Source organism: Arthrobacter sp. AIWTK1 (assembly GCF_056680535.1).
On sequence record NZ_CM155287.1, the window covers coordinates 2,107,469 to 2,121,370 of the forward strand.

Annotated in this window: 9 protein-coding genes and 1 tRNA gene; 8 read left to right on the forward strand and 2 right to left on the reverse strand. The window is 66.5% G+C overall.

Features of this window, described 5'->3' with window-relative positions:
• The first annotated feature begins 41 nt into the window (after positions 1 to 41).
• The 5 genes from AC1MDG_RS09600 to nrfD all read left to right on the forward strand — a co-directional run bounded on the left by AC1MDG_RS09600 (position 42) and on the right by nrfD (position 7,986).
• Positions 42 to 1,163 (forward strand): Gfo/Idh/MocA family oxidoreductase, encoded by a 1,122-nt coding sequence (locus AC1MDG_RS09600; protein ID WP_479808717.1) that lies wholly within the window; start codon positions 42 to 44, stop codon positions 1,161 to 1,163.
• Positions 1,160 to 1,951: a TIM barrel protein gene (locus AC1MDG_RS09605; RefSeq protein ID WP_479808719.1), complete on the forward strand. Its 792-nt coding sequence runs from the start codon at positions 1,160 to 1,162 to the stop codon at positions 1,949 to 1,951. The genes AC1MDG_RS09600 and AC1MDG_RS09605 overlap by 4 nt, the downstream gene beginning before the upstream one ends.
• Positions 1,952 to 2,447: 496 nt before the next feature.
• A complete protein-coding gene (gene fdh / locus AC1MDG_RS09610; protein ID WP_479808721.1) occupies positions 2,448 to 5,783 on the forward strand; it encodes a formate dehydrogenase in 3,336 nt (1,111 codons plus the stop codon).
• A 104-nt stretch (positions 5,784 to 5,887) separates the two neighbouring features.
• Complete coding sequence (locus AC1MDG_RS09615) at positions 5,888 to 6,898, forward strand: 4Fe-4S dicluster domain-containing protein (RefSeq protein WP_479808722.1); 1,011 nt, start codon at positions 5,888 to 5,890, stop codon at positions 6,896 to 6,898.
• The gene (gene nrfD / locus AC1MDG_RS09620) at positions 6,895 to 7,986 is read left to right on the forward strand and encodes an NrfD/PsrC family molybdoenzyme membrane anchor subunit (RefSeq protein WP_479808724.1); all 1,092 of its coding nucleotides are present in this window, start codon (positions 6,895 to 6,897) and stop codon (positions 7,984 to 7,986) included. The genes AC1MDG_RS09615 and nrfD overlap by 4 nt, the downstream gene beginning before the upstream one ends.
• A gap of 15 nt (positions 7,987 to 8,001) precedes the next feature.
• On the opposite strand, the gene selD is transcribed toward nrfD, so the two are convergent.
• Complete coding sequence (gene selD, locus AC1MDG_RS09625; RefSeq protein ID WP_479808726.1) at positions 8,002 to 9,027, reverse strand: selenide, water dikinase SelD; 1,026 nt, start codon at positions 9,025 to 9,027, stop codon at positions 8,002 to 8,004.
• 44 nt (positions 9,028 to 9,071) lie between these two features.
• On the opposite strand from selD, the gene AC1MDG_RS09630 reads away from it, so the two are divergent.
• The 3 genes from AC1MDG_RS09630 to selB all read left to right on the forward strand — a co-directional run bounded on the left by AC1MDG_RS09630 (position 9,072) and on the right by selB (position 12,334).
• Positions 9,072 to 9,166, forward strand: a tRNA-Sec gene (locus AC1MDG_RS09630).
• Between the two features lie 36 nt (positions 9,167 to 9,202).
• Positions 9,203 to 10,534, forward strand: coding sequence for an L-seryl-tRNA(Sec) selenium transferase (gene selA / locus AC1MDG_RS09635; protein WP_479808728.1), 1,332 nt, complete (start codon positions 9,203 to 9,205; stop codon positions 10,532 to 10,534).
• 3 nt (positions 10,535 to 10,537) lie between these two features.
• On the forward strand, positions 10,538 to 12,334 hold the full coding sequence (gene selB, locus AC1MDG_RS09640; protein ID WP_479808730.1) for a selenocysteine-specific translation elongation factor: 1,797 nt from the start codon (positions 10,538 to 10,540) through the stop codon (positions 12,332 to 12,334).
• Between the two features lie 261 nt (positions 12,335 to 12,595).
• Here selB and AC1MDG_RS09645 read toward each other — a convergent pair whose 3' ends face one another.
• Entirely contained in the window at positions 12,596 to 13,879 is a 1,284-nt protein-coding gene (locus AC1MDG_RS09645; protein ID WP_479808732.1) for a benzoate/H(+) symporter BenE family transporter, read from the reverse strand.
• Positions 13,880 to 13,902: the final 23 nt, after the last annotated feature.

Genomic DNA, 13,902 nt, shown 5'->3' on the forward strand with positions numbered 1-13,902 from the left:
GAGCGACTAGAACGATCTAGTTGCAAACTTCAGGAGTTGTCATGAGTTATCTTCAGCATCCGGTCAGCGAAGACCGGCCGATCCGTGTCGGCCTGATCGGGGCGGGATGGATTGGAAATTTCCACGCTGAGTCCATCGTCCAGCGCATCGCCAGCGCCCGCCTTGAATCCATTGCCGATCCGGCCCTGCCGGCCGTGGAGGTTCTGGCCAGCCGTTTGGGCGTCGCCAAGATCAGTGCTGATCCCGCCGACGTGATCAATGATCCCGACGTCGACGCCGTCCTGATCGCCGCGCCGGCACGCTTCCACGCCGGACTAATCGCGGCTGCGGCGCGGGCCGGGAAGCATGCATTCTGCGAGAAGCCCGGCGGGCGCACGGTGGAAGAACTTGACGAAGCCCTCGACGCGGCTGCTGCTTTCGGCGTGGTTGTGCAGTTCGGCTTCAACCGGCGCTATGCGGCCGATTTCGCCGCCGCTCGCAAACTCATCGACGACGGCGCCGTGGGCACCCCGCAGCTGCTGCGGTCGCTAACCCGCGATCCCGGCACCATGGCGGGCATCGCCAACCCGGAGCGGATTCCGCCGGGCACAATCTTCCTCGAGACCCTCATTCACGATTTCGACACCCTGAACTGGCTCAACCCCGGCGCCGTCCCCGTCCGCGTCCACGCGGTCGCTGACGCGCTGGTCGCCCCGGAGGCAAAGGCCGGGGGACTTCTCGATACGGCAGTCGTGACTGTCACGTACAGCAACGGGGCAATCGCCGTGGCAGAGGCGAACTTCAATGCCCTTTATGGCTACGACGTGCGCGGTGAAGTGTTCGGCTCCATGGGGATGGTCACAGCGGGCGGGCCGCAGGCCTCCAGCGCCACGAGCTACACCTCCGCCGGCATCGGCGCAGCCACCGTCCGCCTGAACGTGGACCTCTTCCGGGACGCCTACACCGCGGAACTCGCCCACTTCGTGGACGCCGTGAAAACCCGCCGCGACAGCCTCCAGGCTCCCGGTACTCCTGGCCCCGGCGGCACAGATGCCCGGAACGCCCTCGCGATCGCACTGGCGGCCGCCCGTTCGGCGGAGACCGGCATGCCGGTGGATGTTGCATCGATCGCCGAGCTGCGTCCTGCCGAGCCCGAACTCCACCTGACGGGTGGAAAGGCATGAGCTTCCGCCTGGCCGTGTGCGCTGAGATGGTCTACGGCGACCTTCCCCTGATCGAACGCGTGGACAGGATCCACGGGCAGGGATTCGACGTTGAGCTCTGGGACGCCCGGGGCAGGGACATCGCCGCTCTCGCCGCCACAGGGGCAAAATTCTCCTCGATGAGCGGCTACTTCGGCGGCAGCCTCATCGACCCCGACAGCGCCGACGAGGTGCTGGCATCGGCGGAGACGCTGATTCCTGTCGCCCTTGAACTCGGTGTCGAGCGGATGGTGGTCCACCCGGCAGAGCTCGGCGAAGGCGGCCTGGCCGTCCGTCCCATCCACCGGTCCACCGGTCAAATGTGGCTGACCGGCCTGCGCACGCTCGAGCGCCTGGCCGTCCTTGGCGAGAAGCACGGCGTGACCTTCGCGCTGGAGAACCTGAACACCATCCTTGACCACCCGGGCATACCGCTCGCCCGGGCCAAGGACACCATGGCGCTGGTCGCGGCAGTTGACCACCCCAACGTCAAGATGATGCTGGATCTCTACCACGCCCAGATCGGCGAGGGAAACCTGATCGAACTCGTCAGGACCGCGCTGCCCGCGATCGGGGAAATTCAGGTAGCCGACGTCCCGGGCAGGTTTGAACCCGGCACCGGCGAGGTCAACTACCGGGCCGTGGCCACCGCCCTTAGAGAAGCCGGTTATAACGGGGTCATCGGTCTCGAGGCCGGAGCCTCCGGCGGCCCGGACCTCGAATCAGGAGACGCCGCCCTCGCCGCCTTCCGCGCCGCCTTCGGAGGCTGAGCACCACCCAGCACACCCGTTTGCCCCAGCAAGTCAGCGCCCGGCCCTTTTCAGGGCAGGGCGCTGATTCACTCCTGGAATCAAAGGAGATGCACCGTGATAGCTCTGCGACGGCTTGCCGTCGCTGCCGCCGCCATCCCGCTCATTGCCCTGAGCGCCTATTCAAGCCCGGGAGGAAAACTCGCTGCGGCCGGTGCCGGCGTAACGGGCGGCTAGATTGCCTGCAGGTAATCCCACGTACGACGCGCGAGGACGGTTGCCCCAGCCCTCGAGCCCCCAGCCCCCGAGCGCGCGAAAAGGCACACCTCGTTCGGTGAGTGAGCTTTTCCTCCACCAGCTTGGGTCAGTCTTTGAAGGCGTCCTTGACCTTTTCGCCCTCGGACATGTGGCGGGGCGGGGCCCTGCCCCTTCAACCGCAACTTTGCGCCGCATCACTTGGAAAGGACACGCGAACGTTGTCCTGTTGCTCCAGGCCGGGACGGGATATGCTCCTGAAATGGCACCGCGAAGTTTTCTTCAATGGCCGGTCGTCCGTCAACTGAGCACGGGGGATCTGCTGGGCCGTGGGCCCGCTGTCACCTCGGCCAAGACCAGGGCTATTGCCCCGCGCACAGCTACTGCTGACCGCGTTGTCCAGAGCGTGTGCCCCTACTGCGCCGTTGGCTGTGGGCAGCGTGTCTACGTCAAGGACGAAAAGGTCGTCCAAATCGAAGGCGATCCGGACTCGCCCATCTCGCGCGGCCGCCTGTGCCCCAAGGGCTCTGCCAGCGAGCAGCTGGTCAATTCGCCTGGCCGGCAGACCAAAGTGCTTTACCGTGCGCCGCGCTCGAAGGAGTGGGAACACCTGGACTTGGCTACGGCCGTCGAGATGGTGGCGGACCGGTTCATCGAAACGCGCCGCAGGACCTGGCAGCAGGAGGATGACCAGGGCCGGCTGCTCCGCCGCACCATGGGCATCGCCTCGCTCGGCGGGGCAACCCTGGACAACGAAGAAAATTACCTGATCAAGAAGCTCTTCACGGCTGCAGGGGCGGTGCAGACCGAGAACCAGGCCCGCATATGACACTCCGCCACGGTTCCCAGTTTGGGAGCCTCGTTTGGACGCGGTGGTGCAACGCAATCACTGCAGGACATGGCCAACGCCGACTGCATCATCATTCAGGGTTCCAACATGGCCGAGTGCCATCCCGTTGGATACCAGTGGGTGGCGGAGGCTAAAGCCCGCGGAGCGAAGGTCATTCACGTGGACCCCAGGTTCACGCGGACCTCGGCGGTCTCGGATAGGCACATTCCCATTCGTGCTGGCTCTGACGTGGTGCTGCTCGGTGCGCTCATCAACTATGTCCTCACCAATGACCTGTGGTTCAAGGAGTACGTCACTGCGTACACCAACGCAGCCACGCTGGTCCACGAGGATTACCGCGACGCCGAGGACCTGGGCGGGCTGTTCTCCGGCTTTGATCCGGAGAAGCGCGCTTACGACACGTCGTCGTGGGCCTATGCGGAAAAAGGGGACGGTGCCATTGATGAACCGGGGCCCGGTTCGGAACACGGCGCCGATGCCACGGCTCGGGCCGCCGGCCACGCTTTTGGAAGCGGGGGCCCACCCTTGGAGCACGCGGAAGTGCAGCGCGACGACACCCTCCAGGACCCGCGGACTGTCTTCCAGATCGTGAAGCGGCACTACGCCCGTTACACCGCGGAGATGGTCCGGGACATGTGCGGTATCGACGCCGCGGACTTCGAGTATCTGGTCCGCGCCATCACGGAAAACTCCGGTCGCGACCGGACCACCTGTTTCGCCTACGCCGTCGGTTGGACCCAGCACTCCCTTGGAGCGCAGTTCATCCGGGCAGCCGCTATCCTGCAGCTTCTGCTCGGAAATATCGGACGCCCGGGCGGCGGAATAATGGCCCTGCGCGGCCATGCCAGCATCCAGGGCTCCACGGACATCCCCACCCTCTTCAACCTTCTGCCCGGGTACCTGCCGATGCCCAGCGCCGGACGCCATGACAGCCTTGAGGACTACCTGTCAGTGATTGGCTCGAAAAAGCAGAAGGGTTTTTGGGCCGACGCCGACGCCTACACCGTCAGCCTCCTGAAGGCCTGGTGGGGCGACGCCGCAACTGCCGACAACGACTGGGCTTACGACTACCTTCCGAGACTGACCGGAGCCCACGGTACATACGAGACAGTGATGGGCATGCTCGAGGATGAAGTGGAGGGTTACTTTATCCTCGGACAAAATCCGGCGGTGGGTTCCGCCCACGGCCGGATGCAGCGCCTCGCCATGTCCCATTTGAAGTGGCTTGTGGTGCGTGACCTGAACCTCATCGAGTCCGCGACGTGGTGGAAAGACGGGCCGGAAATCGAATCCGGGGAACTGCGCACGGAGGATATTGAAACCGAGGTGTTCTTCCTGCCTGCCGCCACCCACGTCGAGAAAGCCGGCTCTTTCACGCAGACCCAGCGGCTGCTGCAGTGGCGGCACCAGGCGGTGGCACCGCCGGGGGAGTGCCAAAGCGAACTGCAGTTCTTCTTCGAGCTGGGCCAGCGGATCCGCGAGAAGCTGGCCGGGTCGGAAGACGAACGGGACCGTCCGCTGCTCGACCTCACCTGGGACTATCCGACGGATGAGCATGGCGATCCTGATGTCGAGGCGGTGCTTGCGGAAATCAACGGACGCCACCTGGACGGCCCGGATGCCGGCAAACCACTCTCGGCATACACCGAACTCCGTGCCGACGGGTCCACGGCGGCCGGCTGTTGGATCTACACCGGCGTGTACGCTGACGGTTTCAACCATGCCGCCAACCGTAAGCCGGGCCAGGAACAGGGGCCCGCGGCGCCGGAATGGGGCTGGGCATGGCCGGCCAACCGCCGGATCCTCTACAACCGCGCGTCGGCCGATCCGGCCGGCAAGCCGTGGAGCGAGCGGAAGAAATACATCTGGTGGGACGAGGAACAGGGTAAGTGGGTCGGAGACGACGTGCCGGACTTCCCGGTTGACCGGGCACCGGGCAGCAAGCCCGATCCCTCTGTAGGTGGTCCCGCCGCACTCAGCGGAGATGATCCCTTCATCATGCAGGCCGACGGCAAGGGCTGGTTGTTCGCACCGAAGGGCCTCGTGGATGGACCCCTTCCCACCCATTACGAAGCCCAGGAATCCCCGGTGGCGAACGCGCTTTACCCGCAGCAGCAGAGTCCTGCGCGGCTGGTGTTCCCCCGCGCGGACAACCTCAGCGCGCCGAGCGCCGGTACCAGTGGTGCAGACATCTACCCATACGTCTTCACCACATACCGGCTCACCGAGCACCACACAGCAGGAGGGATGAGCCGCTGGTTGCCATACCTGTCCGAACTGCAACCGGAGATGTTCTGCGAGGTCTCGCCCGAGCTGGCCGCCGAGCGCGGATTGGAACCCTATGGGTGGGCCACCATCATCTCGCCCCGCTCCGCCATCGAGGCGAAGGTGCTTGTCACTGACCGGATGAGGCCCCTGGCCATTGGCGGTCACACCGTTCATCAAATCGGGCTGCCCTACCACTGGGGCGTCGGCAATAGTGCCGTCGTCAGCGGTGACGCGGCCAATGATCTGCTGGGTGTGACGCTGGATCCCAACGTCCAGATCCAGGAATCCAAGGTGGCCTCATGCGACATCCGTCCGGGCCGACGGCCGCGAGGGCGGGAACTGCTTGACCTGGTTGCCGAGTATCAGGTGCGGGCCGGAATAACCATCGAAACGGGTAATCGCGCGGTCACAGATCCGGCGGCGGAAGGCATCGAACCCGGCCCGGGTAAGGATGGCCGCGCCGCCGGTGGGCCGGGCTGATGAACGTGATTGCCACTGCCTTACCCGAATCACACACCGCCCTGCCCGGATTGCTGCCGCCCGCCGGCAGCATTCCGGGCAACAACCCCACGTTGGAGGACTAGATGGGCCAGCTGTCCGGACCGACCGACCCCACCGCCGATGCCCACTGGGAGCACAACCATCCGCGCAAGGGGTTTTTCACCGACACCTCGATCTGCATCGGCTGCAAGGCCTGCGAAGTCGCCTGCAAGGAGTGGAACCACAACCCGCAGGACGGAAACCTGGAGTTGCTCGGGTCCTCCTACGACAACACCGGAGCGCTGGGTGCCAGCACGTGGCGGCACGTGGCATTCATTGAGCAGGGCCAGGAACGCATCATCGAGGCGCGGGAATCAGGCCGTGCCCTGGTCAACCTGGGGATGCCGCGCATCGGTCCTCCCGCCCAGGCAGCGCCGGCTGTGACGGACCTCGCGGAGGCGGATACCACTCCGCCGGACACGGCCGACTTCCGGTGGCTGATGTCCTCCGACGTCTGCAAGCATTGCACGCACGCCGGATGCCTCGACGTCTGCCCCACCGGAGCCCTTTTCCGCACCGAATTCGGCACCGTCGTCGTGCAGGACGACGTCTGCAACGGCTGCGGAACCTGCGTGGCCGGATGCCCCTTCGGCGTGATCGAGCGCCGCAGCAGTGGCACGGTCAAGGTCGCCACCAGCAGGGAGGAACAGCACGCGAAGCATCCCGAGGTCCCCAACGTCGGCATCGCCCAGAAGTGCACACTGTGCTACGACCGTCTGGTGGCAGATGAGACGCCCGCGTGCGCCAAAGCATGCCCGACGACGTCCATCAAGTTCGGCGACCACGACGACATGGTGGAGACGGCCCGGGAACGCGTCGCCACCTTGCATGCGCAGGGCATGACCGAAGCGAGGCTTTACGGTGCGAACGAGAACGACGGCGTCGGCGGAACCGGATCGGTCTTCCTGCTGCTTGATGAGCCCGAGGTGTATGGGCTCCCGCCGGACCCACGCGTCCCCACAGCCGACCTGCCGCAGATGTACCGGCGGGCAGGCATGGCTGTAGCGGGCATGGCTGCGGCCGCAGCATTGGCTTTTCTGGGAGGACGGGCGTGACCCTTTCGGAATTCGACAGCTTCCGGCCGGCGGAGCCTGCCCGGCGTCGCCGGCAGGACGGCAAACGTGGCATGCGCCGCCGCAGGGACAACGGCGACGGTTCCCGCGAAATGCCCATGGTCCCGGAGCCGGAATTCACCTCTTACTACGGCCGCCCCGTCGTAAAGCCCGCACCCTGGGGCGATGACGTTGCCCTCTACCTGTTCCTGGGCGGCGTGGCAGCAGGCTCGGCGCTGCTTGGCCTCGGCGGGCAATTGACCGGGCGGCCGACACTTCGCCGGAATGCCCGGCTGGGTGCATTGACCGCCGTGAGCGGCGGCGCCGTCGCTTTGGTAAAGGACCTGGGCAGGCCCGAGCGATTCCTGCATATGCTGCGGACCTTCAAGGTGACCTCGCCAATGAGCGTGGGCTCCTGGATCCTCAGCGCCTTCAGCGCAGGTGCGGGCGTCGCGGCAGTGGCGGAAATCGATCGGATGAGCGGAAACCGGCTGCCGCTGGGACCCTTGCGCAAGGTGCTGCAGGCTGTCGAAGGACCGGCGGGCGTTGAGGCTGCGTTATTTGCCGGACCACTGGCGGCATACACTGCGGTGCTGCTTGGCGACACCGCCACACCCACATGGAACGCCGCGCACGAGGAACTGCCTTTTGTCTTTGTGAGTTCCGCGTGCCTCGCTTCTGCCGGGCTCGCCATGGTCACCACACCGGTGCGCGAGACCGGTCCTGCCCGCAAACTTGCCGTACTCGGCGTCGTGGGCGATGTGCTTGCCATGAAAATCATGGAGCGCCGGATGGACCCGGTGGCAGCCGAGCCCCTGCATCAGGGCAAGGCAGGCACCATGCTGAAATGGAGCGAGCGGCTGGCAGTGGCCGGCGGTTTGGGCACACTCCTCGGCGGTCGCAACCGCATTGCGGCTGCGGCTTCAGGGGTGGCTTTGCTGGCCGCTTCGGCACTGACCCGGTTTGGCGTGTTCGAGGCGGGACTGGCCTCCGCCAAGGACCCGCGGTACACCATCGAACCGCAGAAGAACCGGCTCGCGGCCCGCCGCGCAGCCGGCGTGACCGGCGACGCGATCACTACCGGCAGCTGACTGACCGGTCAGGCGTCAGCGGATCTCGATGCCCCGGCCCGCAGTGGTGTATCCGATGACGGGGTGCCCGGGCAGCTCGCCGACCACCAGCAGCCCGCCGGAGGTCTGGGCATCGGCCAGAAGCAGCAGGTCGTCTTCGGTGATGCCGGGTGCGGTATCCAGGTGCGGACGCACCCAGTCGAGGTTGCGCCGTGTCCCGCCGGAGACAAAGCCGTCGCGGAGCGCCTCGCGGGCTCCGGCAATCAGCGGCACAGCCTTCAGATCGATCACCGCGCCCACTTCGGATGCCCGGACCATCTTGTAAAGGTGCCCAAGCAGGCCAAAACCCGTCACGTCCGTCGCTGCCCGGACCCCGGCGGCCACCGCGGCTTCGGACGCGTCGCGATTGAGGCTCGCCATCGTCTCTATCGCCTCAGCGAAAACCTCACCGGTCGCTTTGTGCCGGTTGTTCAGAAGCCCGACGCCGATCGGCTTGGTAAGCGTGATGGGCAGCCCCGGCTGGGCGGCGTCGTTGCGCAGCAACCGGTCGGGGTGCGCGACGCCGGTGACCGCCATGCCGTACTTGGGCTCCGGATCGTCAATGGAGTGCCCGCCGAGCACGGGGCAACCGGCCCCCGACGCCACACTCAGCCCGCCGCGGAGGACCTCCGTCATCAGCTCCATCGGCAGGACGCCGCGGGGCCAGCCGACCAGGTTGATGGCCGTGACCGGCCTGCCGCCCATTGCGTAAATATCCGAGAGCGCATTGGCAGCAGCGATCCGGCCCCAGTCAAAGGCATCGTTGACAACGGGAGTGAAGAAATCGGCGGTGGTAAGAACCGCAAGATCGTCGCGCACCAGGACGGCTGCCGCGTCGTCGCCGCTCTCCAGGCCAACCAGCACCTCTGCACCCGGCTGGCCGATGAGGCCCCGGACAACATCTTCGAGCTCGCCCGGTGGAATTTTGCAGGCGCAGCCTCCTCCGTGGGCATAGTCGGTGAGCCGGAGCGCGCCGACGGCGCCCCCGCCAGGTTGCTGGACTGACGTCTGGGCCTTGTTCACCCGCCTAGCGTACCCCCGCAAAGCGACCTGCTATATTGATGCGCGGTGGCGTCCGGGTCCTGGTGGGCCCCCCGGTCTTCAAAACCGGTGAGGCTGAGCATCTCGGCCTGGCGGGTTCGATTCCCGTCCGCCACCGCCAACTTTCGGCACTGGATGCCGCGATAGGAGGAGGGCTGTGGACCACGTCGATCCCCGGCGCCTGATACCCCGCACGAACGACCTGCTGGCATTGCCGCCCGTCCGCGAAGCCGGGACACGGCTGAATGAGCGTGTGATCCGCGAACTTGTGCGGGACATCCAGGAGCAGGCCCGGCGCGGGGACCTCCCTCCCGGCCAGGTGCAGCCAGTCCTGCTGGCCGCCATCGCTGAGCGCAAGGCAACAACCCTGCGCCCGGTGCTGAACGCAACCGGAGTCATCGTCCACACCAACCTCGGGCGGGCGCCTCTTTCCGCGGCTGCGGTCGAAGCTGTTGTCGCAGCCAGCGGCTACGTCAATGTGGAACTCGACCTGGCTGACGGAAACCGCTCCCGCCGGGGCGCCGGGGCCCGGGCGGCATTGCTCGCCGCCTGTCCCGCCGCTGAGGACGCACTGGTGGTCAACAACGGAGCAGCGGCCCTGGTACTGGCCACAACAGCCCTGGCCGCCGGCCGGGAGGTGGTGGTGAGCCGCGGCGAACTCGTTGAGATCGGTGCCGGCTTCAGGCTCACCGACCTGATGGAGTCAACAGGCGCAAGGCTTCGCGAGGTGGGCACCACCAACCGGACCCACCTGCACGACTACGCCGGAGCCCTCGGCCCCGATACGGGCTGCGTCCTGAAGGTGCATCCGAGCAACTTCCGGGTGGACGGTTTCACGTCCGCTGTTCCGCTGCACGAACTGGGCCCGCTGACACAGGCAAACGGGGTACCGCTCGTGGCCGACCTTGGCAGTGGACTGCTGGCACCCGACCCGCACCTCCCTGATGAACCTGATGTTGCCTCCGCCTTGGCGGACGGGGCCGACGTCGTCATCGCCAGCGGTGACAAACTGCTGGGCGGACCCCAGGCAGGTCTCCTGTTGGGCCGCAAGGAGATCATCACCCGGTTGGCCCGCCACCCGCTTGCCCGGGCCGTCCGGGCCGACAAACTTGCCCTCGCTGCCCTGGAGGCGACCGTCGCTGGCGGAATGCCGCCCGTCGTGCAGGCGCTGCACGCCGACGTCGGACAATTGCGGCGCCGTACCGACCGGCTCGCCCAAGCACTTGGAGTACCCGTGGTGCCGCACGACGGCAGGGTAGGCGGCGGGGGTGCCCCCGGTGTGCCCCTGCCCGGGTGGGCGCTCCGGCTCCCCGAAGGACTGGCGCGGCTCCTGCGCACCGGCGATCCCGCCGTGCTGCCGCGCGTCCACGACGGCTCCTGCCTGATCGATCTGCGGTGCGTTCCCGCAGCGGACGACGACCGGATTCTCGAGGCCGTACAGCAGGCGCTGGCAACCCTCGAAGCTGCGGATGCAGGCAGGGCGGGCTGAGCGGTGCACGTCGTTGCCACGGCCGGGCATGTTGATTCCGGCAAGAGCACCCTTGTCCGCGCCCTTACCGGCATGGAGCCGGACCGGTGGGAAGAAGAACGGCGCCGCGGGCTGACCATCGACCTGGGTTACGCCTGGACCACGTTGCCGTCCGGACAGGACGTTGCATTCGTGGACGTCCCCGGCCACGAGCGTTTCCTGGGCAACATGCTTGCCGGAATCGGACCCGCGCCGGTGATCTGTTTCGTTGTCGCCGCCGACGAAGGCTGGCAGGCGCAGTCGAGCGACCACCGGGACGCTGTGGCGGCGCTGGGCATCGAACACGGCGTGGTGGTCCTCAGCCGCGCGGACCGGGCGTCCAGCCAGCAGGTGGCGGACGTGCTGGCACGGACCCGCGTGGAGTTGGCCGGGACTGGCCTGAGTGACGCCCCGGCAGTTGCCGTGTCCGCCATCGACGGTACCGGCCTGGATGACCTGCGTGCAGCGCTCGACGGCGTCCTGGCCGGCGTGCCTCATCCCGTCACCGATGGGCGGGTCCGGTTGTGGGTGGACCGCTCGTTCACGATCACCGGTGCCGGCACAGTGGTGACCGGAACGCTGGCAGCAGGAACGATCGTCCAGGGGGACCGGCTTACCCTGCTTGGTCACTTTGGTTCCCGGTCCGTCGTCGTCCGTGGCCTGCAAAGCCGCGACACCTCGTACACCTCGGTGGCGCCGGTCAACCGTGTGGCCTTGAACCTGCGTGACGTTTCCGCCACGAACATCCGGCGCGGGGACGCCCTGCTTACCCCCGATGCGTGGCCCACCACCGGCGTCCTGGGCATCCAGCGGATGACTGGCGTGGCCTATACGGATGTGCCGGAGCAGCTCATGGTCCATGTCGGCACCGCGTCCGTGCCGGCCCGGCTGCGTCCTTTCGGCGCCGACCACGCCCGGCTCGTGCTCGACAGGCACCTGCCTCTGGTCCTGGGAGACCGGCTGGTGCTGCGCGACCCCGGGAGCCGCTCCGTGCTGGGCGGGGCACGCATCCTCGACGCGGATCCACCGGCCTTGCGGCGGCGCGGCGACGGCGCCCACTGGGCCGAGCGGCTTGCAGGCATGGACCCGGCGGGCGACGTGCTGGGGGAGGTGGCAGCCCGCAAAGCCGTTCAGCTGGAGCATCTGCGCCGGCTGGGGCTGCTGTCCGGGCACGACCCCAAGGCGCCGCCCGGCGTAGAGGTTATCGATGACTGGTGGGTGCACGTTCCTGTCCTTGAGGCCTGGCAGCACCAGCTTCGCGACGCAGTCCAGGCGCTGCAGGAACGCGATCCCTTGGCGCCAGGCCTTTCCATGGGGGCAGCCCGCGACCTGCTTCGCCTGCCCGAGGAGAGGCTGCTTTCCCATGTCATCCGTGCGGCTGCCCTGGAACTGGACGCAGGCCACATCCGGCTGCCTGGCAGCCGGGGCAACCTTGGCTCCATCGAACCGGCAATCGCGGAGCTGGAGCGCAGGCTCACCGCACATGCGTTTCGAGCCCCGGAATCCGAGGAGCTGGCCGCGCTGGGCTTAGGCACCCGGGAGCTGGCTGCCGCCGAACGCACGGGTCGCCTGCTGCGGCTGCGTGACGGCGTGGTGCTGCTGCCAACGGCGCCGGCACTTGCGATGCGCACCCTCGCCGGCCTGGGGCAGCCCTTCACAACCAGCCAGGCGCGCCAGGCTCTCGGAACAACGCGCCGGATTGCGGTTCCACTGCTGGAACACCTCGATTCGCGGGGGTGGACCCAGCGGTTGGACGCCGGTCACCGCAAGGTGGTGCGTTGACCTCGGGAGTGCGGAACTGCATGACCGCTCGTTGCCCTTCGGGCCGTTCTGCCTTGGGTGCACTACTTCTCATGTCACCTTTTTGTTAATGACGGACTTCTAGGCAGCTGCATGACCAAATGGTCAGCTCGCCGACGGCTGAAGTGGTGGAAGTCGGGACCAACGTTCCGGGGACAAGATGCCTGAGGCCGTGTCTCTCATATTGCCCCAACTGCCGCCGTCGAATTCCCCGCCGCGTAGGCGCCGCGGAGTTGACCCGCTCTAGAGATCGGGATGGTCCGCGTGCTCAAGCAGCCTGGAAACCGCGTAACCGATTACCAGTCCCCAGAACGCGGAGTGGATGTTGAAAAGGTTCAGACCGGAAATCGTGACCACGAATGTCACCAGTGATCCCAGCGTGAAGGCGGTGGCGAAGGCCGTCACAAAGGCCTGCTGAAGGGCCCGTAGCATCGCGATTCCGCCCAGGGTGAGGACGAACTCCTTGGGGCTGGCGAGCATCAGCCTCGTGAGCAAGGGGGCCAGTACGGCGCAGGCAACGGCCAGTGTGCCGTAGACGACGGCGGCCGAGTACTGGCGCTGTTTGGTTCCGGAGGATGTCAACAGAGCATTGGTAGGGCCCGTGACGCATGCTGAAATGGCGCCGAATGAAGCATTGAGCACGGAAAAGGCCCCAGAGGCGACTGCAAAGGCGTTAATAGGTGGGGGATGGCCGGCAGCCCGGAGGACGGCGATACCTTGCCCGTTCTGAACAAACAACACGGTCAGGGCCAGGGGAATAACCAACTCGAGCTGGGCTGCCCAGGTGAAGTTGGGAACTGTGAACACGGGTGCAGCCAGCAGGGGTCCTGCTTCTCCGAGGACGAACTGGCCGCTAACCGCCACAGCCACGCAGCCGGCCATCAAGGTACCGAGTACCGGCGGAAGGAAGCGTCCCAGGACCGGTACGGCAGTGAGCAGCAGGAATGATGCCACCATCGGGCCGGCAACGGCCGGATTGGATTGCGTCGAGGCAATAATGTCCGTGCCGAACTTAAGGAATACCGCGGCCACCATGGCCATGACGATTTGCATTGGCATCCGGGCCATGATTCGGCGGACCACGCCGCTGGCGCCCAAAGCCAGGATGAGTACGCCCGAGGTGAAAAAGGCTCCAACCACTTCCGCAAAGGACAGGTGCTGCAGGGACGGGCCCAGGAGTACCGTGCCGGGAATGGACCAGGCAAAGCCGAGGGGCTGACGATACAGCAGCGACATGACCAGGGTTGCTGCTCCGCCGGAAAATAGAATGCCGAACACCCAGGACGCGAGCTGGGCTTCACTAAGTCCCCCCGCCGTTCCAACAGCCAGAGTTATAGCTATCGGGCCGGAAGCGGAGAAGATGAGGCCGATCACCCCGTTGGAAATATAAGGCATGCCGAGGTCACGGAAGACCTGTCGCACGCCTGCGGGACGGACACCCGGGCGTTCCAGCAGGGGCTGGCGTACATGGGCCGCAGCAGTTTCCGTTTCGGGGACGGCGGGCGGGTCCTGGCGGGATTGTGGCATGTAGGCTCCTGGCAACGGCGGCA